Origin of the sequence: Bacillus sp. FSL R10-2780 (assembly GCF_038006125.1) — a bacterium.
GTDB lineage: Bacteria > Bacillota > Bacilli > Bacillales > Bacillaceae_G > Bacillus_A > Bacillus_A cereus_U.
Genome location: NZ_JBBOUQ010000001.1, coordinates 2,621,692 through 2,643,620, shown reverse-complemented (window position 1 = coordinate 2,643,620; position 21,929 = coordinate 2,621,692). Strand labels below are relative to the sequence as shown.

Below are 21,929 nucleotides of genomic sequence, written 5' to 3'. Positions count from 1 at the left end.
GTGAAACTTTAATCAGTGGGGTGGTTTTTCATCCCCCGCTGATTATTAGCCCTCACCAATCGGGCTTTTACGGGCAGCCCGACCCCCACCTAACTTCTTTACTTTCGCTGAATTTTGAGGTAGGGGTCTTACTGCCCGCAAATAGCGGGATAACGGTAAAAAAAGGAAGCGGAAGCTTCCTTTTTTTATTGAAAATTACAGCAACAAAAGGAAGAGAATTTTGTTATGATAAGGAAGGGTGAGGAAAGGGGAGTTTACATATTGGGGTATATTGAAGAGTTACGCAAAGTAGTTGGTACGAGACCACTTATTTTAGTAGGATCAGCAATTATTATATTAAATGATAATCAAGAAGTATTGCTTCAATATCGTTCAGATACATATGATTGGGGTGTGCCTGGCGGGGCAATGGAACTGGGAGAAACGACAGAAGAAACTGCTCGTAGAGAATTATTCGAGGAGACGGGGCTAAGTGCAAAAATAATGCAATTTCTTGGTGTTCTTTCAGGAAAGGAAGTTTATTTCCGTTATCCAAATGGAGATGAAATTTTTAATGTGATTCATCTGTATCAGGCACATCATGTAAGCGGAGAATTAAAGCTCGATCATGAAGGGTTACAACTTCAATATTTTCCAGTAGATAAGTTACCGAAATTGAATGAAACGACAGAGAAGATATTACAAAAATTCTTATACGCATTGACAGAATAGAAGGTTAATTCCTTCTATTTTTATTATATTAAATATTTTGATTTTTTGGTATGTTTATAGTATGATAATTTTAGACATACAACTTATGGAATTTCACCTGAAAACTTACTAGGGTACATAAGAGAGGGGCAAGTACAAAATGCATAATGTTGTCATTACAGCTGCAGTTCGTTCACCAATTGGAACTTTCGGAGGAGCACTAAAAAATATAACACCAGTAGAATTAGCTGTTCCTGTACTTCAGGAAGCTGTAAAAAGAGGCGGAGTAGAGCCACATGAAGTTGATGAAGTAATTTTAGGTCATTGTATTCAAAGAACTGATGAAGCAAATACGGCAAGAACAGCTGCATTAGCGGCAGGATTTCCTGACACAGTTACTGGTTATACAATTCAACGTCAATGTTCTTCAGGTATGCAAGCAATTATGTCTGCTGCAATGCAAATTCAATTAGGTGTAAGTGATATTGTTGTTGCAGGTGGAGTAGAGGCAATGAGCTCGAGCCCTTATGCATTAAAACAACACCGCTGGGGACAACGTCTACAGCACGGAGAAATTCGTGATACGGTGTGGGAAGTTTTAGAAGATCCGATTCACCATATTATGATGGGTGAAACAGCGGAAAATTTAGTTGAACAATATGAAATTACAAGAGAGGAACAAGATGAAGTTGCGCTTCGTAGCCATGCATTAGCGTTGCAAGCGATTGAGTCTGGATACTTTGACGATCAAATTGTTCCTATTTCGATAAAAGAACGTAGAAAAGAAGTTATATTTTCGAAGGATGAACATCCACGTGCAGATATTACAGCTGAAAAGTTAGCGGGATTAAAACCAGCTTTCCGTAAAGATGGATCAGTAACTGCAGGGAATTCATCTGGTCTTAATGACGGAAGTGCCGTTTTAGTATTAATGAGTGAAGAAAAGGCGAAAGAAAAAGGTTTACAACCGTTAGCTCGAATTGTTGGATATTCAGTAGCAGGTGTAGATCCGAAAATTATGGGTATTGGACCAGCACCAGCAATTCGCAAAGGGTTAGAAAAAGTAGATTGGTCATTAGAAGATGCAGATTTACTTGAAATCAATGAAGCTTTCGCTGCACAATACCTAGCTGTAGAGAAAGAGTTAGGGTTAGACCGTGAGAAAGTGAATGTAAACGGTAGTGGTGTAGGACTTGGACATCCAATCGGTTGTACAGGAGCTCGTATTACGGTGAGTTTAATTCACGAATTAAAAAGACGTGGATTAGAGAAAGGTATTGCCTCTCTATGCGTTGGAGGCGGTATTGGAGTAGCTTTATTTATAGAAGCATTATAAAAAAGAGGCAGCGATTGCTGCCTCTTTTTTATGACTCAAATAAGTGATGAAATAATCGATCGCGATTTTCAAAGAAAAGTTTCGTCGTTTGATAATGCTCTGTTTCTTCTAATGTCGATTCGTGAATCCCTTCTTGGGTTAAAGAGTATATAGTAGATTCAGGATAAGCCATTAAAATGGGAGAATGCGTTGCGATAACAAATTGTGAACCTTGTTCAGCTAGCTCGTGCATGCGAATGAGCATTGAAAGTTGCCTCATCGGTGATAAAGCTGCCTCAGGCTCATCTAAAATGTATAAACCTTGTCCTGAAAAGCGGTTCATAAATAATGAGAAGAATGATTCGCCGTGTGATTGTTTGTGTAGTGAGATACCACCATAAGATTTTATAGCATCTATTTCATCAATGTAAGAAGCAACGTTATAAAATGATTCAGCACGTAGAAAAAAGCCGTCTTTTGGGGTATTAAAACTTTTTGAAATTCGAATGTATTTATGTAAAGATGAGTGTGAATCGTACGTGTTAAAATGGAAGTTCTTCGTTCCACCTTCTGCATTAAAACCTAAAGCAACTGCAATCGCTTCGAGTAATGTTGATTTACCCGTTCCGTTTTCTCCAATAATGAATGTTACATTCGGATGGAAAAGGAGTGATTGTAATGTTCGTATAGCCGGTAAGCAGTAAGGATATGCGGAAAAGCTAGGGATATGTTCTTTGTTTAATGTGACACTTTTTAAAAAGGGTACGTCAATCAATATATAAACCTCAATTCATAAGGGATTTTGTTTCTAAAAAAGCAGCGAATACAAGTGTAAGAAAGCTTGCTAATAAAGTGAAACTATAATCAGTGGGGGTTTTGTTCATCCCCCACTGATTATTAGCCCGCGAAAAAATCCTATTGTACGTACTTAGTAAAAGAATAGAAAGAACAAGAAAAAAGACAAGTGTTAACGACACGTGATTCTCCCTTGTTTTCTGAATATTTCATGTGGATTATAACATTTAAACTATCATATTCCAATGTGAAAATAAATATTGCATAGAGATTGTTCATATCGTTATGATAATATGTATTCTATTGGAAATATGAAAAGGAGTTAAAATATGCCATTTACATTCGCGCATCCAGCAGCTGTTCTCCCTTTTGCTAAGAAACATTCTAGTTATATTTCAGTGACGGCTCTTATATTAGGTAGTATGGCACCTGATTTTGAATATTTTTTACATTTTAGGCCATACGGTATTATTGGCCATACATGGGCTGGTTTCTTATATTTGAATTTACCACTCGTTTTTTTATTAGCATATGCATATCATCGTATTTTAAAAGGACCATTTATAACCCATTTACCTAAGCCTTTTGCTAGTTACTATAAATATGTAGTAGATGAGAAGTGGGGGCTTTATACTTGGAAAGATTTTTTTGTATTTTGCTATGCTGCTTTATTCGGTATGGTGACGCATGTCGTTTGGGATGCTTTTACCCATAAGACAGGCTATTTTGTTATGAAAATGCCGCTGTTACAGCAAGAAGTATATAGTATTCCGATGTATAAATTTTTACAGCATGGGAGTACATGTTTTGGTCTACTATTACTAATATATGTACTATGGAAATATAGGAGGGAAACTGATCAAGATACTAGTTTAACTTCGGAAATAAAGAAATATTGGGCTTCATCTATCGTTGTGGCGGCCATTATATTTATCGTGCACGCGTTATTAGACCCCTATTTTCATATTTTCCAAATAGGAGGTATAATAGTATCTGGACTGACAAGTTCGTTTTGTGGACTTCTTATTGTTTCTATAGTTTACAAATCAAGGGACTAATATATTTTAATGAATGATAGTGTTAGGAGAAATTAAATGATGAAAGCATGGAAAAGTATTTTTGTTTTATGTAGTTTTCTTCTTATGTTAAGTGGTTGCTTCCATCAAGAAGAAAAGAAGGCAGAACCTAAGAAGAAAGAATCTATTCCAGAAACAAAAGAGTATGGTGGGCGTGAGCTTAAAAAAGTAGGACAAAAAGTGAAAGAAAAAGGGTGGGGGACATTTGAATTAGAACAGATTCATTCTGTGAATCAGACATTTGAAGTAGCCCCAATGAAAATTCACGTACAAGACGTTAAAGTTATCTCATTATCACAAATGAGCAAAGATGCAAAAAATACATTGAAAGTGTATACTGCATTAACTCCTGAAGAAGTAAAGCGTAGATTAGGAGATAAAGTGAGTCAAGAAGACGCTGAATTATATGCATCGTTAAGTGGAACAGAGATTAGCGATACGATTCGGTATGTTGAAATTACATATAAGGTAGAGAATAGTGGAAATAAGAACATGCAATTCTTCTCTATGAATGATGTTATTATTAATGACAAACAGCATTTTAAGGTAGCGACTCAAAACTTTTTATATGAAGAAGACACACTTGTAGGCACAAAGAGTGTATCAAGGGAAGATTATAAGCCTGGTGAGACACGAGAAGGAATTATCGGTTTAATACTCGATGATGGAAAAGAGAAGGTAAAGGATATTAAGTTTACAACAGATGATTTAGCAGTGGGAGATACTCATGAAGCTGTTAAAGAGCCACAAACTTTCAATATCTCATTTTCTAAGTAAGGTGTGTACTTAAACGAAAACAGTCAGCATAACTTGTTATGCTGACTGTTTTTTTAGCTCTTTCACATATGAATCTACACTTTGAAAAGGTACTGTAATTTTAAAAGCATCTTTTTGCTCGTTAAATTGTTTTTCATTATAAGGACCGAATCGTTTATTATGCTTTACATCGATAATCCAATAATGTTCACTTTTTTTATTTGTAATTGCTGCGTCAGGATTATTTGGATCTGATTTTTCCTCAATTTGTTTTGTGATAATGTATTTATCGTCCCAAGCAATTTCTGTAATTTTTGCAGGGATGTATTGTGTAGCATATACAGCATCCTGAGAGGGGAAAAGTTCAAATGCATCTCCAGAAGTATGTATGAGTTCATATTCATCGTTAATTGTATAAGTTAAATGGTTTGTATTGCCTGTACAACCTGTTAATAAGAGTGCGGCAAATAGGATTATCCATCTTTTCAATATGGGAACCTCCTTTATAATGCTGTTGTAACACATTGTACAAGAAAAGTAAGCGAAACGCCAGTTTACAATGTTTTTTAGAAGTGGTACGATGAAACGGGTAAAGAAGGATATGAAGGAGTCGACACAAAATGAAGTTAAAGATGCATCGTCCAGCGCTTGTAATGAATCGCATAGGTGCTTCCCTTATTGACATGTTTTTAATCTCAGTTACGTACGGTGCAGTAGTAGCTATTATTACCGGGAACTATAGTGCTATTTTCAATCGTTTTAATATAAGTTTAGGTGACTATAGATATGACCTTACACTTGTTTTCGTATTAATGGCTATAAATTTTATTGTGTTACCTTTTCTTTGGAACGGTTCTACACTTGGTAAAAAGGTAACAAGAACAAAAATAATCTCGTTAACAAGTGAAAAACTAATGTTACAAACATTAATAATACGATTTTTGGTATTATTATTACCAAGCATATTATTACTTGGAGTTCCATTAATATGCAATGTATATATGATGTTATTCCGCAAAGATAATTGTGGCTTCCATGATTTAATTGCAAAGACGAAAGTGATGAGTCTTGTATAATTAATATTTAAATTATAGGTGCTACTAATGAAATAAGACTTTTTATTGTTTGTATATAAAAAGTCTTATTTTTAATTTCGTAAAAAATTTGATTATATAGGGAGGATATCTCCTATATAGTACCTTCCATATTACTGAAGGATGTTTAAAGAAGCGGTAGCTAATTCAAACACCCTATTTCTGTTTTGAATAGATTGAAAATTAAGAGAATGGTATAATGGATATAAATAATATCGTTATATAACAAAGGGGGATTTGCAATGACTGGAGGTAGCTTAATATTTTGGGGAATTCTTATTTTTATTGGTTTAACCTTCGATCAGTATAATAGTAAGAAAAAAAAAGAAACAAACAAGTAATCGCTTACAAGTTTTCGAGTTAACTTTTCCTGCTTGCGGATTAATCTAATAAAAGAGTATACTGAATGACGGTAAGACTTATAGAAGGGGTAATGAAAATGAAGCTTGCAGGAAAGGTTGCCATTGTAACTGGTGGTGGCATCGGTATTGGACGTAGTACAGCTCTTTTGTTGGCTAAGCAAGGCGCAAAAGTAATTGTGACGGACATTGATCAAGAAAGTGGACAAGCAACAGCTGAGGAAATTACGAATCTAGGCGGAGAGGCACTTTTTGTATCCTACGATATGGGAAAACAAGGAGATTGGCAACGTGTTATCAGTTTTGCTATGGAGGCATATAGTCGTGTTGATATGCTTTTTCAAAATGCTGGTCTGTATAAAATAGATTCTATTTTTTCTCGCCAACAAGAGAACGATTCCAATGTACTTTGTATTAATGACGTTTGGATAGAGATAAAACAATTAACGTCATCTTTTATGAAACAGCAAGAAGAAGTGGTGCTCAGTGATTTACCAGTTTTCGGTATTATTAGCACGAGAGGACAATCATTTCATACAATAGAAGCCCTAGTATAATAATGGAAAACCGCCCTCAGTATATATGTGGACGGTTTTTTTGTGTGTATTTTCAGCCATTCTAATTTCTTATCGTATAAGTAGAAACTATACAGAATACAAGTGATTTCGTACCCACTATTTTCTTTGTTTTAATTTGGCACGGGGTAGGAAGAGAATTTGACCGTTTCTATGCATGGCTAGGTTCTCTTTTCTACCTAAAAAAGAAGGTGTTGTATTTGCATGTATACTTAGCGAATACGTTGTTCGGTTTGACTATCAAAGAAATGTGCTTTATTCATATCAAAAGCAAGGTTAATTTGGTCACCAGGTGAAAAGATATGTCTTGCATCAACACGTGCTGCAAAATCTTGATTTCCAAGTTTCATATATAAAATGGATTCAGCCCCTAACAACTCTGCAACTTCAATTTTTGTTGTGAAAGTAGTAGATTGTGAAGCTTCTAAAAATAATAGTTCATCATGAATATCTTCTGGACGAATACCTAAAACAATTTCTTTATTTACATAGCCTTGTTCGCGTAATAACTTCATTTTTCCTTCAGATACTTTAATCTTTAGTGAACTGTCTATAACGAAATCGGTTTCAGTTAATTTTCCACGGAAGAAATTCATTGCGGGTGAACCGATAAAACCACCAACGAAAATATTTTCAGGTGTTTCATATACTTCTTTTGGAGTTCCAATTTGTTGGATTTTTCCGTCTTTCATAACAACAAGACGGGAAGCCATTGTCATTGCCTCAGTTTGATCATGTGTTACATAAATTGTCGTTGTACCAAGGCGGTGGTGTAATTTAGAAATTTCTGATCGCATTGCAACACGTAGTTTAGCGTCTAAGTTTGATAATGGTTCATCCATTAAGAAGACTTTTGCGTCTCGAACAATCGCTCTACCTAATGCGACACGTTGGCGTTGTCCACCTGATAAAGCTTTCGGTTTTCTATCTAAATATTGTTCAAGCCCTAAAATTTGAGCTGCATGTTTCACTCGACGGTCGATTTCATCTTTCGGTATTTTTCGAAGTTTTAATCCAAATGCCATATTATCATACACACTCATATGTGGATAAAGAGCGTAGTTTTGGAAGACCATTGCGATATCTCGATCTTTTGGAGGAACATCGTTCATTAGCTTACCATCAATTGAAAATTCTCCTTTTGAAATATCTTCAAGTCCAGCTACCATTCGTAGTGTTGTAGATTTTCCACAGCCAGAAGGACCAACGAATACGATAAATTCTTTATCTTGAATGTGTAAATTAAAATCTGTTACGGCTGTTACGTTATTATCATATATTTTATAAATATTTTCTAATTTAAGTTCTGCCATGATATTTCCCCCTAGAAAGTTTATGCAAACGTTTTCTTTGAATTTATTATAAACGAATAGATTCAAAAAAGAAATAAAAACACTATAAAAAAATAAAACGTTTTCATTATTCCTATGAATATATAATAAGTTCCACATGTTTTATCAGAAAAAGAAAATAAATATTGTAAGCGCTATTTTAAATTTGGATAGAATCTGTTATCATTCAGTAATGAAAACGTTTGCGCCTTAAAAAAAGAAAAAAGAATCAATAGTATAGATGAAATGGGGTAGCATAATGGAAAAACAATGGTGGAAAGAAAGTGTAGTATATCAAATTTATCCTCGTAGTTTTATGGATAGTAACGGTGATGGCATAGGGGATCTTCGTGGTATTCTTTCAAAGCTAGATTACTTAAAAGAACTAGGTATTGATGTAATTTGGTTATCACCAGTCTATGAATCTCCAAACGATGATAATGGTTACGATATAAGTGATTATTGTAAAATTATGAATGAGTTCGGAACAATGGAAGACTGGGATGAACTATTACATGAAATGCATAAACGTAATATGAGACTTATGATGGACTTAGTTGTTAATCATACTTCAGATGAACATAATTGGTTTATTGAATCACGTAAATCAAAAGAAAATAAATATAGAGACTATTATATATGGCGTCCTGGAAATGAAGGGAACGAGCCGAATAACTGGGGAGCAGCATTTAGTGGCTCTGCATGGCAATATGATGAAATGACAGATGAATATTATTTGCATCTGTTTTCTAAAAAACAGCCAGATTTAAACTGGGATAATGAAAAGGTAAGACAAGATGTTTATGACATGATGAAGTTTTGGTTAGAAAAAGGAATTGATGGGTTCCGTATGGATGTTATTAATTTTATTTCTAAAGAAGATGGCTTACCAGCTGTTGAAACGGATGAAGAAGGATATGTTTCAGGGCATAAACATTTTATGAACGGTCCGAACATTCATAAGTATTTGCATGAAATGAATGAAGACGTATTGTCTCAGTATGACATTATGACGGTTGGGGAAATGCCTGGTGTAACGACAGAAGAAGCTAAATTGTATACAGGAGAAGCTAGAAAAGAACTGCAAATGGTATTCCAATTTGAACATATGGATTTAGATTCTGGAGAAGGTGGGAAATGGGATGTAAAACCATGCTCACTTATTACTTTGAAACAAAATTTAACAAAGTGGCAAAAAGCATTAGAACAAACAGGCTGGAATAGCCTTTATTGGAATAACCATGACCAGCCTCGCGTTGTATCTCGTTTTGGTAATGATGGAGCTTATCATACTGAATCAGCAAAAATGTTAGCGACAGTGCTTCATATGATGAAAGGGACACCATATATTTATCAAGGAGAAGAAATCGGAATGACCAATGTTCGATTTGAATCGATTGATGAATATCGAGATATTGAAACATTAAATATGTATAAAGAAAAAGTTATAGAGCGCGGCGAAGATATAGATAAAGTGATGCAGTCTATATATATAAAGGGCCGAGATAATGCTAGAACCCCGATGCAGTGGGATGATAGAGAACATGCTGGATTCACAACGGGTGAGCCCTGGATTGCGGTAAACCCTAACTACAAAGAGATTAATGTGAAACATGCAATCCAAGACGAAGAATCGATTTTTTATTACTATAAAAAATTGATTGAGTTACGCAAAAACAATGAAATAGTTGTGTATGGAACATATGATTTAATACTAGAAAATAACCCTTCTATTTTTGCTTATGTAAGAACATATGAAGAAGAAAAGCTTCTGGTGATTGCAAACTTCACTGCAGATGAATGTGTATTTGAATTGCCTGAGGATATTATTTATAGTGAATCAGAGTTATTAATATACAATTATGACGTAGAAAATGTATCGATAGAAAACATTACGTTACGACCATATGAAGCAATGGTATTTAAATTGAAATAAGAAAAAGCCTTATGCCACCCTGGCATAAGGCTTTTTCTATTACCATTTTAAAATAGAGAATCCGTACGGTGGAAGTGTAACTTGTAATACACTTGCTTCCGCTGAAAATTCTTCATTTGTATAAATGTTAATTATTTTCTTCCCAGTAATACGAAGAGGGAGTGAAGTTGTAACTTCACTGTTAGTAGGATTTAAAACGAAAAAGATAGTTTCATCTTCATATGTTTTTGTATAAGAAATATAATTATGTTCATCATTTGCCTCAATGAATTGAAAAGTACCGTGTCCTCCAAATGATTTATATTGTTTCCGTAATGAAATTAATGTTTGTATATGTGTAAATAAAAGAGTGTCTTGTTCTTTTTTATCCCATATCATGCATTTGCGACAGCCAGGGTCCATTCCACCATCCATACCGATTTCATCGCCGTAATAAATACAAGGAGAACCGATGAAAGAAAGGTGAAATACATAGAGTAACTTTAACTTATTTTTATCCCCGTTACATGTTGCTAAAATTCTAGGTGTGTCATGGCTGTCTAATAAATGAAATGCCGATTCATTTACATTCATAGAGTAGGAATGTAGAGAATCTGTAATTTGTTTCATAAATTCACTTGAATTAATGGACTCGTTAGCAAAGTAAGAAAGTAGAGCGTTTGTAACCGGATAGCTCATTACAGCATCAAATTGGTCACCTTGTAGCCAGGGGAGTGCATCGTGCCAAATTTCTCCTAAAATATATACTTCAGGATTTAATGCTTTTATTTCACTTCGGAATTCTCTCCAAAAACTGTGATCGACTTCATTTGCCACATCAAGGCGCCAACCATCTATATGGAATTCCCTTACCCAATAACGACCTACTTCAAGTAAATATTCTTTTACATCTGGATGTGCCGTATTTAATTTAGGCATATATGGTGTAAATGCGAAAGTATCATAGTTAGGAAGTGGCTCGGTTATAATTGGAAATTCATGAATATGGAACCAATCTTTATAGGCGGAATTCTCACCATGGTCTAGCACATCTTGAAATTTATCAAAGAAGTATCCGCTATGATTAAAAACAGCGTCGAGCATTACTTTTATACCATGTTTATGACACGCCTGAACGAGTTTTTTGAAAGTTTCTTTCGTCCCGAATTGTGGGTCGATTTCCATGTAATCAATTGTGTCATATTTATGATTCGAATGAGCTTTGAAAATAGGAGTGAAATATATTCCGGAAATTCCAAGTTTAACAAGGTAATCAAGGTTTTGAATAATACCAGCAAAATCTCCGCCGAAAAAATTAGTTGGAGTTGGTTCAGTACTTCCCCAAGGAAGGGTGTTTTCTGGATTCAGTGTGCGATCCCCATTAGCGAATCGTTCTGGGAAAATTTGATACCAAACTGTGTCTTTAATCCAGGATGGTGCCCTGAAAACGTCTTTTGCATGAATGAATGGAAAGCAGAAAAAGTTACCGACATCGTCATTTGGAATATTAGAAAAAAATCCTCGTTCTGTATAAATAAGAGTTTCTACGTCGTTTTTTAATTCGAATCCATAACGTAAGCGTTTAAATTTTGGTTTGATTGAAACCGACCAATAATCAAATAACTCAGTAGATCCGGTTTTTTTCATCGGTGTACTCGCTGTAATCCATTTCCCATCTTGCCATTCGTACGGATCACCGTAGATGAGAGCGGCGCTGTGAACATCATCTCTTTTTGTGTGTATTCGGATGTGAATTGTTTTTTCATCGTAAGCGTATGCATAATTATCTTTTGGCCTATGATAGATCGCTTCTTTAAGCATATAGAAAATCCCCCTTTAATATCTCTATACATATAGTTCCCGTAAACGAAATAATAAAGATTATGTTGCAAACGATTGCCTTCCACATAACTTTAATATTGCTTATAAGAGTAGTATTCATTTTATGTAAAGTCAATGAATAAAGAGTATGATAAGATTATTTTGAAAATTAATATTTGCAAAATGAATAAAAGGATGTATAATGATAGACAAATAGCGCAAACGTTTTCATAGATTTAGATATTGTTTGCGCTTCTATTAAACTATTAAATGCAAACGTTTTCAATTAAAGAGGTACATAGACAATTTAGGGAGGTTTTTGGGATGAAGAAAGTATTATCACTATTAACGATTTCAGCATTGTCAATCGGCATGTTATCTGCATGTGGACCGAAAGATTCAGGGGAAAAAGAGGAAAGTAAAGCGAAGAAAGACTATGATCTTCTCGTTTGGGAAGATGATAAAAAAGGTGTTGGTTTAGAACCAGCTGTGAAAAGCTTTGAGAAAAAATATAACGTGAAAGTTAAAGTTGTTGAAATGCAAATGACAGATCAAGTGAAGAAGTTACGTCTTGATGGACCAGCGGGGACTGGACCAGATGTTGTAACATTGCCACACGATCAAATTGGGAATGCAGTAACAGAAGGCTTACTTTCTGAAGTAAAAGCAGATGACACAGTGAAGAGTAAATTTACTGACTTATCAATAAAGGCACAGACATACAACGGGAAATTATATGGTTTACCAAAAGCAATTGAAACACCAATTTTTATTTACAATAAAAAATTAATGCAAAAAGCACCAGAAACGATGGACGAGCTGTTTAACTTCTCAAAAGACTTTACGAAGGATGGCAAGTACGGATTTTTAACATTAGGAGATAACTTCTACTTTGCTAACGCGTTTATGGCAGGTATGGGCGGATATGTATTTGGTGAGAAAGATGGAAAGCCAAATGCAAGTGATGTTGGATTAAATAATAGCGGAGCAGTACAGGGTGCTGAATATCTTCAAAAATGGTACAAAGAAAAGTTATTCCCGAAAGGTATTATCGGTGAATCTGGTGGCCCGGCTGCTGATGGATTATTCAATGAAGGAAAAGCAGCATCTATTATGAACGGACCGTGGGCGTTCCAAGCAATGGAAAAGAACGGAATTGATTATGGTGTTGCTCCAATGCCGAAATTACCAAATGGTCAACCGATGAAAACATTTGTTGGGGTAAAAGGATGGCATGTAACAAGCTTCTCTAAACAAAATGATTTAGCTACAAAATTCACTGAGTGGGTAACGAACGAAGAAAACGCAAAAATTAGATTTGAGAAGACAAAAGAAATTCCTCCAGTAAAATCAGTAATGGAAGATCCAATTATTAAAGATAATGAAGCTGCAAAAGCAGTTGCAACTCAATCAGAAAATGGAATTCCAATGCCGAATATTCCAGAAATGCAAGAAGTATGGAAACCAGCTGGAGACGCTCTTCAGTTAGTTGTTACAGATAAAGAGGCACCAAAAGCCGCGCTTGATAGTGCAGTGAAACAAATTAAAGGAAATATTGAGGCAAATCATAGTAAGCAAAAATAAGGTGAAATTCGTGCCTCTAATATGAGAGGCACGAATTCTCTCCCTTCCAAGTAGGAAGAAAAAAGGGGGAAGGAACATGCAAACATCTATGGAACCAATGAAAGATATGAACGGTTCGAAACATAGGAAAATGGCGACCATGTTATCTATTATTCCAGGCATGGGCCAAATATATAATAAACAATATGTAAAAGGTCTTATTCTTCTAGTATTAACAGGTTCATTTATTGTAGCATTTGCTGATTTGTTAAATATTGGATTATGGGGAATTGTAACGCTCGGTACAGAAGTTCCACGTGACCATTCTGTCTTTCTATTAGTAGAAGGGATTTTGGCACTTATCGTCATAGTGTTCGGACTTGGAATATATGGATTTAACTTATATGATGCATACCAAAATGGGAAGAAACGTGATATAGGAACACCATTAAACTCAGTAAAAGAGCAATACCGTAACTTATTAGATCAAGGTTTTCCATATTTAATGGTTTCACCAGGATTTCTATTACTTATCTTTGTAGTTGTATTTCCAATCATTTTTGTAATCTTAATTGGATTTACGAACTATGACTTATATCACTCTCCTCCAGCTAAATTAGTAGATTGGGTGGGCTTTAAAAACTTTATTGATATTTTCACATTACCAATGTGGAGAGAGACATTTTTAAGTGTATTTTCTTGGACTGTCATTTGGACATTTGTTGCAACAACATTACAAGTTGCACTTGGTATTTTCTTAGCGATTATCGTAAATCAGCCTGGTATTAAAGGTAAGGCAATTATTCGAACAATCTTCATTTTACCGTGGGCTGTTCCAGCATTCGTATCTATTCTTGTCTTTTCGGGTATGTTTAATGAAACATTTGGAGCAATTAATAATCAAGTATTAGCTTTATTCGGGATTGAAAAGATTGCTTGGATGACAGATCCGTTTTGGGCGAAGATTGCTTTAATTATGATCCAAACGTGGCTCGGTTTCCCATTCGTTTTTGCAATGACAACAGGTATATTGCAATCGATTCCAGGAGAATTATATGAAGCTGCTACAGTAGATGGAGCAACTGCTTGGCAACAGTTCCGCAAAATTACATTGCCACTTGTTTTATACGCAACAGCACCAATTTTAATTACACAATATACGTTTAACTTTAATAACTTTAGTATCATTTATCTATTTAACGGCGGAGGTCCTGCTGTAGCGGGGCAAGATGCAGGTGGAACGGATATTTTAATTTCATGGATTTATAAGTTAACGATGACTTCAGCGCAGTACGGAAAAGCAGCAGCTCTTACAATGATTTTATCGTTAATCGTTATTACAGTTGCGTTATGGCAATTTAAGAGAACAAAATCATTCCAAGAAGAGGATATGATGTAAATGAATATTAAACGACAAAAGATGTTACGTCTTTCATTAAGTTATTTGGTTATCTTCATAATGTGTGCGATTATTTTCTATCCATTACTATGGATTATTGGTTCATCGTTTAATCCAGGAGATAGTTTGTCTGGTTCTAGCATTATTCCGAAAAATGCTACGTTAGATCATTATCGTAAGCTACTTGATCTTGATTCAAGTAAGTACTTACTTTGGTATAAAAATACGTTAAAAGTTAGTGTTATGACGATGATTTTTTCTGTGTTAGCAATTAGCTTTACTGCTTATGCATTTTCGAGATATCGTTTTGTCGGAAGAAAAAATGGTTTATTAACATTTTTAATTCTACAAATGATTCCGAACTTTGCAGCGTTAATCGCACTATACGTATTAGCGCAGTTAACAGGATTAATTGATACACATCTTGCATTAATTTTAATTTATGTAGGTGGAGCAATTCCAATGAATACTTGGCTTATGAAAGGGTATTTTGATACGATTCCGAAAGAGTTGGATGAGTCAGCCCGCATGGATGGAGCAGGGCACTTCCGTATTTTTTGGCAAATCATTATGCCGCTTGCAAAGCCAATCGTAGCGGTTGTAGCATTATTCACTTTCATCGGTCCATTTACAGATTTCATTTTAGCAAGTATTATTTTACGCACGCCGGAAAATTACACTTTAGCAGTTGGATTATATGAAATGGTAGCGAAAAAATTTGGTAATGAATTTACGACGTTTGCAGCGGGTTCAGTATTAATTGCAATACCAATTTCGATTTTATTCCTATCATTACAAAAATACTTCATTTCTGGTTTAACAGCTGGTGGTACGAAAGGATGAAAATGGGACATTACGTCCCATTTCTCTTTTCATCTCTCTATAAAAGGATTTGTAGGGAGATGAAAAGAGATTTGACATTAAATGTGAAATAAATAGTATATTATAGTATAGGAAAAAAGAGCTATATCCCTTACAATACATGGAGAGGGAGAATAAGATGATTTTTGCAAGATAAAACAAATTGATGAAAGTTTACGACTTCTCCTATTACTTGCACCGATTGCAAGATAACAATATATGAAATATGGCAGAGAAGTGAGAGGGGGGATTTTTATGACAGTTACAATTAAAGATGTGGCGAAGAAGGCAAATGTTGCACCATCGACAGTTTCCCGTGTAATTGCTGATAATCCAAGTATAAGTGAAAAGACAAAGCGCCGTGTTCGAAAAGTGATGAGTGAACTAGGCTATCACCCAAATTTAAATGCAAGAAACCTTGCAAATCAAACAACGAAAACACTTGGGCTCGTTATGCCGAGCTCAGCAAGTAAAGCTTTCCAAAACCCATTCTTTCCAGAAGTTATAAGAGGAATTAGTTCATTTGCACATATGGAAGGGTATGCGCTCTATATGTCGACAGGTGAAACGGAGGACGAAATTTTTAATGGTGTTGTAAAGATGGTACAAGGGCGCCAAATTGGTGGAATTATTCTTTTGTATTCAAGAGAAAACGATCGGATCATTCAATATCTGCATAATCAAAATTTCCCGTTTGTCTTAATCGGAAAACCATATGATCGAAAAGATGAAATTACATATGTAGATAATGATAATTATACAGCCGCAAGAGAAGTAGCCGAGTATTTAATTTCATTAGGGCATAAACAAATCGCATTCATTGGTGGGGGATCAGATTTACTTGTAACGAGAGATCGTTTGGCAGGTATGAGTGATGCTTTGAAATTAGGAGATATTCTACTACCGAAAGAGTACATTTTACATTTTGATTTTTCAAGAGAGAGTGGTCAACAGGCTGTTGAGGAATTAATGGGACTAAAGCAACCACCAACAGCAATTATCGCAACTGATGATTTAATTGGACTTGGCGTACTAAGCGCACTTTCTAAAAAAGGGTTTGTTGTACCGAAAGATGTTTCTATTGTAAGTTTTAATAATGCTTTATTATCAGAAATTGCTAGTCCACCGCTTTCAACAGTTGATGTGAATATTTATCAATTAGGGTATGAAGCGGCAAAAGCTTTAGTTGATAAGGTAGAGCATTCTGAGTCTACTTCAAAATGCATTATTATTCCGCATAAATTATTGAAGCGCCAAACTTGTGATCATTATGCGTAAAAAAAGCTAAGAGTTTAACTCTTAGCTTTTTGCTTTAGAAAGGCTTCTAAACGGTCGCAGCCTTCTTTTAAAGTTTCCATACTATAAGCATAGGAAAGGCGAAGGTAGCCTTCACCATATTCAGAAAATGCCGTTCCAGGAACGACGGCCAGCCCAGCTTCTTTTACAAGATCAAGTGCAAAATCAAATGATGAAGATGTTAAGTTTCCGACATATGGGAATAAATAAAATGCACCCGTTGGCTTCTCGACTGTTAAGTCCATTTGAATGAGTCTATTATATACGTAATCACGGCGCTTTTTATATTGATGACGCATCATCTTAGGTGCATCTTTAGCAGCTGTTAACGCTTCAATTGCAGCATGTTGGGCGATTGAATTAGCGCATGTCACATTGTATTGATGAACTTTTAAAATATGCTTTGCTAAATAATTAGGAGCAAATAAAAATCCAATACGCCATCCTGTCATAGAATGTGATTTGGCTAAGCCATTAATGACAATAGTCTTCTCACGCATTTCTGGGAATTGAGCAATAGATGTGTGTTGCCCTTCATATACAAGTTCGCTATAAATTTCATCGGAAAGAACGAAAATATTCTTATCTTTTAAGATAGATACAATATCTTCTAATTCTTCTTTTGATAAGGTAACACCAGTTGGATTAGAAGGATACGGTAAAACGACGCATCTTGTTCGTTCTGTAATTGCATTTTGCAGAGCTTCAGCTGTTAAACGAAATCCAGTTTCACGAACATCTATAAAAATGGGAGTTGCACCGCATAGTCGAATAATCGGCTCGTAACCAGGATAAATAGGAGCAGGTAAAATCACTTCCGTTCCTGGCTCTAAAATTGTTCGAAATGCAACATCAATCGCTTCACTAGCACCGATTGTAACGATGGTTTCGTTTTCAGGTGAATAATGTAAATCGTAATTATCTTTTACAAAGTTACAAGCCGCCTCGCGTAATTCTAGTAAACCAGCGTTATGTGTATAGCTTGTATAATTTTCTGTAATGGCCCGTTTAGCAGCTTCTTTTACTAAAGAAGGTGTAGGGAAGTCGGGTTGCCCAATTGTTAAAGAGATGAGATTATCATAGTTTTGAATCATGTTAGAGAACTGACGGATTCCAGAAATTTGGATGTCCTTCACTCTAGGATTAATGAATTGTTCCATTGTATCTCCCTTTCTTCCGTTTGAAAATTAAGTTCATTTTATCATATTTTTAACTATTACGCTTTGTTTATAAAATTCCCCCGCTATTTTTAAAATTCAGTGGAAGTAAGAAATTATGTGAGGATCCAAATGTCCATAAGAGTATAAGTTGTGTGAGTTAATTAAAGTTTCACTCCATGTGTTTAAGCATAAACAAAAAAAAAGCCGCTGCAAGCGACTTTTAATAACCGTATTCCCAATCTATTTCATCTTCGTTCCAAAGTACGGAAGATACTCTGCCAAGATGGACAACGGATTCATTTACAGCACATGTACAATCTTCTTCCCCTGCTTTATGTTGCAATTCTTCGTATACTGATTTTTCAACGTTTTCTAGCACAACCAAATTTTCTTCTTTTAAAACAAGCGTAGTACCCGCCATATTTATCTTCCTCCTACTAAAGTAATGATCACTTATTTGTAAACATAGATAGTATGGATTATATGCTGTATTTTGCAATAGTTGTCCGTCTAGTGAAGTGTTTTTTATTTTCTTTGTAATCCGTATTCATTGTATACTGCACGAAGGAAATTTGGTACAGGGTTTACAATCATTTCGGAAATTTGTAACATTTATTATTAGTTGTTAACAAATAATTAACAAAAATGTTAAGAAAAATCAAAATTTTAAAACAAATAGACTTATAAAATGATATAATCATATCAAAATACATATAGGGGATGACAGGCTATGGAGCTGATTCGTGATTTAATGATCCAAATTGCCATCATTATTTTACCACTATTTTTATATGAAGCGATTCGTTTAAATCGTTATCAAGAAATGCTTCCGAAGCCTAATCGCTACTTTATTATGTTTTTATCTAGCGTTACACTCGTTCTCTCCATGACATACTCTATTTGTTTTGGTACCGTTTGCGGATACAATTTCCATCCAATCCCAATTGTTAGTGGTTTTTTATATGGTGGGATTGTTGGGCTCATCCCTGCCATTATTTTTGTTGCATATGAATGGATTTCTAAGGGGCTCAGTTGGTTGCCTATCGTAGAAGTTATATTTCTTTCGATAATTCCATTGTTTTTGTCAAAGAAATGGTCTCTGTTTTCAAGAGATAAGAAGCTAATATTAGCTTTTATGATTGCATCATTTTATGTTCTTGTTTCATTAGTAGTCGGGATGTTGAATGTCCTTTTAGAAACAGGTTTTACACCGTACATATCTAATCTATATAGTGGGTATATATTTGCATCACTTATTATGGTTATGACAATGGTATTTCAAGTGTATTTGACTGAGTATTTAAACGAAAATGCATTATTGCGTACAGAAATGCAAAAATCAGAAAAACTTAATATTATAAGTGAGTTAGCTGCAAGTGTTGCACATGAAGTTCGAAACCCTCTCACTGTTGTACGAGGGTTTATTCAATTGCTAGAGAGTACGGAAGACGTAAAAAACAAAGATTATATGCGTCTCGTATTAGCTGAACTGGATCGTGCTGAACAGATTATTTCAGATTATTTAAATTTAGCAAGGCCTCAAATTGAAAAAAAAGAACATATTTGTTTATCAGCACAATTAATTGAAATGACAACTCTTATGTCATCATTTGCAGCGATGCAGGGCGTTTATTTGCAAGTTGAGATTTCTGAGAGCCTTTATACTATCGGCGATAAGGCGAAATTGAAGCAAGCTATTATGAATGTTGTTAAAAACGGTATTGAAGCAATTCAAGGAAACAAAGGGTATTTAAAAGTAACGGCTATTCAAAAAGATGAAATGATAATAATAAGAGTTAAAGATAGTGGTGTTGGAATGACAAAAGAACAGTTAGCAAGGCTTGGACAACCGTATTATTCTTTAAAAGAAAAAGGAACAGGATTAGGTCTTATGGTAACATTTAGTATTTTACAAGCGCATAATGGTACATTGGAATATAAAAGTGAAAGCGGAAAAGGAACTGAAGCTATTATTATATTGCCAGCTGTACGATATAAGGAATAAAAGTTACCGGTAGAAGGTAACTTTTTATTTTATCTTGCATTAGAAAAATATACGAAATTTCATTCATTTATTTTATCTTGTTTTGTTCGAACGAATAAACTTTTAAATGATTGAAAGAAGCTTTGCTCTTTTGAGGCGGCGACTAATTTTTTTGTTTCTTGAATTTCGCGAATAACTTGCATAAGTTGTGCATCGCGGTTGCTATCTTTATTGTAAATTTGATTGACAAGTTTATTCATTTTTTCTTCTTGTTTGGATTCTCGCTTATACATATGATTCATTAATAAGTCCATCTTTTCTTTTTGGAGTGCATCTGTTTGAGCGGCGTGAACAACTAGCTCTTGTAACATTTTTTCTTGAGAGCCTTCTTTTACATAAACTTGTTGCATTAGTTCATCTAATTTCTCGTCTTTTAAACGATTTTGTGTAATGAGAGTAGAGTTTTGATGAATAATTGCTTCATTTAATTGAGCAAGCATTTCAAGTTTTAACATGAACTCCTCAAAGTTACGTCCATCTTCTTTCGGTTGTATCTCTTGTTTATCTTGAATAACAGGGACAGGTGGGGCCTCTTTTTCTTTTAAAATAATAGGTATTGTTTCTGAAATGTCTTCTTGTAATGTAGCAGCTCTTTCATGTATAGATTTCAATAGTTTTAAATCATCCAATTTATAAATACGAGCATCAGCTGTTTTGGAAATAATATAACCGTGTTCCTCTAAGAGTTGGCTATATTTTCGGACTATATGTTTTGGGATACCTGTTTTATTTGTAACATCTTTCGTTTTATAAATAGCTTCCATGATAGTTCCTCCCCAAAAAGTATCGTATATATCATTTCAATCTTTTATGAGGACTTCCTTTGAAAAAGAATGTCGGAAGGTTATTAGTTTTCTACAGCATTAGTGAAAAGATGAGGAAAAATGAATGTTTTTGGCGAAATGGAGAGGAAGAGCTAAAATAATGTCTGAAAACATACATAGAAGAAGTTTGTTATAATAACTGAGGAAAAGAAATTGGTAGGAACACGGAGGTACACATGAAGCAATTTAAAGGTATTATCATTTCAATTATTGCAATTCTTTCTCTTTTGGTAGCGGTATATGAAGTACTTGTGCCAGAGGAGACAAGTACTAAAAAAACAACTACGTATGATCAAATTCTAGAGTTCCCGAAAGAACGATATCCAGAGACCGGGAAACATATAACGGATGCTATAAAAGAGGGGCATTCAGAAATGTGCACAATTGATCGTAATGGTGCAGCGGATAGAAGGAAATTATCGTTAGCGCCATATCCGACGAAGAAAGGTTATGATCGTGATGAATGGCCGATGGCGATGTGTAAGGAGGGTGGAAAAGGAGCCCATATTGAATATATAAGTCCAGCAGATAACCGCGGTGCAGGTTCTTGGGTAGGGAATAAGCTAGACAAATATCCAGATGGTACGCGTGTGAAATTTGAAGTGAAATAGTAATTGGCGTACATTTCATAGTGGAGGAGAGGGGTAGTTATGGAATTAACAATTTCATATTCGCAATTAATGATAATGAATTATGATGGTCAGCAGCCTTATGTAGATTGGACTCCTGAAGATTTTGAAAGAGGCTATGCTGAGGTGGATGGAGCTATTATTTTTGAAGCAATCTCTGACTATACTTGTGAAGTAGAAGTTACTTGCGGAAATCATATTGAGAAAGAAGAAGTGGTTAGAACGATATCAGTTCCTTTCACAGTGAAGAATGAAGAAGTATATATAACAAGTATTCTTTCTAATAAATTGCATATTCCTATTCCTAACGGGGAATATATGATAGTCTTGCAGGCAACTCCTCTTGAAGAGCCAACAGACGATGAATTGTATAAAGTACAATACGACTTCTATTTTGAGAGTGTAGAATAAAAAAACGTGTTATCC

22 protein-coding genes are annotated in these 21,929 nt (G+C 34.9%); 15 read left to right on the top strand and 7 right to left on the bottom strand.

The features are described 5' to 3' along the window. Nucleotides 1-261: 261 nt before the first annotated feature. A complete protein-coding gene (locus tag NSQ47_RS13645; protein WP_002145954.1) occupies nucleotides 262-711 on the top strand; it encodes an NUDIX hydrolase in 450 nt (149 codons plus the stop codon). Between the two features lie 139 nt (nucleotides 712-850). Next, on the top strand, nucleotides 851-2,026 hold the full coding sequence (locus NSQ47_RS13640) for an acetyl-CoA C-acetyltransferase (protein ID WP_215579526.1): 1,176 nt from the start codon (nucleotides 851-853) through the stop codon (nucleotides 2,024-2,026). A 28-nt stretch (nucleotides 2,027-2,054) separates the two neighbouring features. Here the strand turns inward: NSQ47_RS13640 and NSQ47_RS13635 are convergent, their stop codons facing one another. Next, nucleotides 2,055-2,780, bottom strand: coding sequence for an AAA family ATPase (locus NSQ47_RS13635; RefSeq protein WP_341037147.1), 726 nt, complete (start codon nucleotides 2,778-2,780; stop codon nucleotides 2,055-2,057). A gap of 349 nt (nucleotides 2,781-3,129) precedes the next feature. Between NSQ47_RS13635 and NSQ47_RS13630 the strand changes: the two genes are divergently transcribed. Together NSQ47_RS13630 and NSQ47_RS13625 are read left to right on the top strand one after the other, a co-directional pair. Beyond that, nucleotides 3,130-3,858: a DUF4184 family protein gene (locus NSQ47_RS13630; RefSeq protein ID WP_341037146.1), complete on the top strand. Its 729-nt coding sequence runs from the start codon at nucleotides 3,130-3,132 to the stop codon at nucleotides 3,856-3,858. A gap of 36 nt (nucleotides 3,859-3,894) precedes the next feature. Continuing rightward, nucleotides 3,895-4,653 carry a hypothetical protein gene (locus NSQ47_RS13625; RefSeq protein ID WP_002160649.1) on the top strand — a complete coding sequence of 253 codons (759 nt, stop codon included), beginning with the start codon at nucleotides 3,895-3,897 and terminating at the stop codon, nucleotides 4,651-4,653. Between the two features lie 36 nt (nucleotides 4,654-4,689). On the opposite strand, the gene NSQ47_RS13620 is transcribed toward NSQ47_RS13625, so the two are convergent. Beyond that, on the bottom strand, nucleotides 4,690-5,121 hold the full coding sequence (locus NSQ47_RS13620) for a DUF3997 domain-containing protein (protein ID WP_002033805.1): 432 nt from the start codon (nucleotides 5,119-5,121) through the stop codon (nucleotides 4,690-4,692). A 131-nt stretch (nucleotides 5,122-5,252) separates the two neighbouring features. Here NSQ47_RS13620 and NSQ47_RS13615 point away from each other — a divergent pair, with 131 nt between their 5' ends. From NSQ47_RS13615 to NSQ47_RS13605, 3 genes are all read left to right on the top strand, one after another. Continuing rightward, nucleotides 5,253-5,708 carry an RDD family protein gene (locus NSQ47_RS13615; protein ID WP_341037145.1) on the top strand — a complete coding sequence of 152 codons (456 nt, stop codon included), beginning with the start codon at nucleotides 5,253-5,255 and terminating at the stop codon, nucleotides 5,706-5,708. 260 nt (nucleotides 5,709-5,968) lie between these two features. Next, nucleotides 5,969-6,067: a hypothetical protein gene (locus NSQ47_RS13610; protein ID WP_002145961.1), complete on the top strand. Its 99-nt coding sequence runs from the start codon at nucleotides 5,969-5,971 to the stop codon at nucleotides 6,065-6,067. 65 nt (nucleotides 6,068-6,132) lie between these two features. Beyond that, entirely contained in the window at nucleotides 6,133-6,642 is a 510-nt protein-coding gene (locus NSQ47_RS13605) for an SDR family NAD(P)-dependent oxidoreductase (RefSeq protein WP_033710801.1), read from the top strand. A gap of 230 nt (nucleotides 6,643-6,872) precedes the next feature. Here the strand turns inward: NSQ47_RS13605 and NSQ47_RS13600 are convergent, their stop codons facing one another. After that, the gene (locus tag NSQ47_RS13600) at nucleotides 6,873-7,973 is read right to left on the bottom strand and encodes an ABC transporter ATP-binding protein (RefSeq protein WP_002111551.1); all 1,101 of its coding nucleotides are present in this window, start codon (nucleotides 7,971-7,973) and stop codon (nucleotides 6,873-6,875) included. A 277-nt stretch (nucleotides 7,974-8,250) separates the two neighbouring features. On the opposite strand from NSQ47_RS13600, the gene NSQ47_RS13595 reads away from it, so the two are divergent. Then, on the top strand, nucleotides 8,251-9,927 hold the full coding sequence (locus NSQ47_RS13595; RefSeq protein ID WP_088079300.1) for a glycoside hydrolase family 13 protein: 1,677 nt from the start codon (nucleotides 8,251-8,253) through the stop codon (nucleotides 9,925-9,927). Nucleotides 9,928-9,966: 39 nt separating this feature from the next. Here NSQ47_RS13595 and NSQ47_RS13590 read toward each other — a convergent pair whose 3' ends face one another. After that, entirely contained in the window at nucleotides 9,967-11,727 is a 1,761-nt protein-coding gene (locus NSQ47_RS13590; protein ID WP_341037144.1) for an alpha-glycosidase, read from the bottom strand. Between the two features lie 324 nt (nucleotides 11,728-12,051). Between NSQ47_RS13590 and NSQ47_RS13585 the strand changes: the two genes are divergently transcribed. From NSQ47_RS13585 to malR, 4 genes are all read left to right on the top strand, one after another. Continuing rightward, nucleotides 12,052-13,311 (top strand): extracellular solute-binding protein, encoded by a 1,260-nt coding sequence (locus tag NSQ47_RS13585; RefSeq protein WP_341037143.1) that lies wholly within the window; start codon nucleotides 12,052-12,054, stop codon nucleotides 13,309-13,311. 76 nt (nucleotides 13,312-13,387) lie between these two features. Continuing rightward, a complete protein-coding gene (malC, locus tag NSQ47_RS13580) occupies nucleotides 13,388-14,689 on the top strand; it encodes a maltosaccharide ABC transporter permease MalC (protein ID WP_002160655.1) in 1,302 nt (433 codons plus the stop codon). Then, nucleotides 14,690-15,532 (top strand): maltosaccharide ABC transporter permease MalD, encoded by an 843-nt coding sequence (gene malD / locus NSQ47_RS13575; protein ID WP_002160656.1) that lies wholly within the window; start codon nucleotides 14,690-14,692, stop codon nucleotides 15,530-15,532. 273 nt (nucleotides 15,533-15,805) lie between these two features. Further along, on the top strand, nucleotides 15,806-16,828 hold the full coding sequence (malR, locus tag NSQ47_RS13570; protein ID WP_002160657.1) for a maltose operon transcriptional repressor MalR: 1,023 nt from the start codon (nucleotides 15,806-15,808) through the stop codon (nucleotides 16,826-16,828). Nucleotides 16,829-16,842: 14 nt separating this feature from the next. Here malR and NSQ47_RS13565 read toward each other — a convergent pair whose 3' ends face one another. Both NSQ47_RS13565 and NSQ47_RS13560 read right to left on the bottom strand, forming a co-directional pair. Further along, entirely contained in the window at nucleotides 16,843-18,006 is a 1,164-nt protein-coding gene (locus NSQ47_RS13565) for an aminotransferase A (protein ID WP_204208350.1), read from the bottom strand. A gap of 220 nt (nucleotides 18,007-18,226) precedes the next feature. After that, on the bottom strand, nucleotides 18,227-18,427 hold the full coding sequence (locus NSQ47_RS13560) for a hypothetical protein (protein WP_002111542.1): 201 nt from the start codon (nucleotides 18,425-18,427) through the stop codon (nucleotides 18,227-18,229). Nucleotides 18,428-18,736: 309 nt separating this feature from the next. Here NSQ47_RS13560 and NSQ47_RS13555 point away from each other — a divergent pair, with 309 nt between their 5' ends. Further along, nucleotides 18,737-20,011 (top strand): sensor histidine kinase, encoded by a 1,275-nt coding sequence (locus tag NSQ47_RS13555; RefSeq protein WP_002111540.1) that lies wholly within the window; start codon nucleotides 18,737-18,739, stop codon nucleotides 20,009-20,011. A 59-nt stretch (nucleotides 20,012-20,070) separates the two neighbouring features. On the opposite strand, the gene NSQ47_RS13550 is transcribed toward NSQ47_RS13555, so the two are convergent. Continuing rightward, nucleotides 20,071-20,814 (bottom strand): DUF3967 domain-containing protein, encoded by a 744-nt coding sequence (locus NSQ47_RS13550; RefSeq protein ID WP_002111539.1) that lies wholly within the window; start codon nucleotides 20,812-20,814, stop codon nucleotides 20,071-20,073. A gap of 236 nt (nucleotides 20,815-21,050) precedes the next feature. Here NSQ47_RS13550 and nucA point away from each other — a divergent pair, with 236 nt between their 5' ends. Then, nucleotides 21,051-21,485 (top strand): DNA-entry nuclease, encoded by a 435-nt coding sequence (gene nucA, locus NSQ47_RS13545; protein WP_002014817.1) that lies wholly within the window; start codon nucleotides 21,051-21,053, stop codon nucleotides 21,483-21,485. Between the two features lie 39 nt (nucleotides 21,486-21,524). Further along, nucleotides 21,525-21,914 (top strand): competence protein ComJ, encoded by a 390-nt coding sequence (comJ, locus tag NSQ47_RS13540; protein WP_002111536.1) that lies wholly within the window; start codon nucleotides 21,525-21,527, stop codon nucleotides 21,912-21,914. The last annotated feature ends 15 nt before the right edge of the window (nucleotides 21,915-21,929 follow it).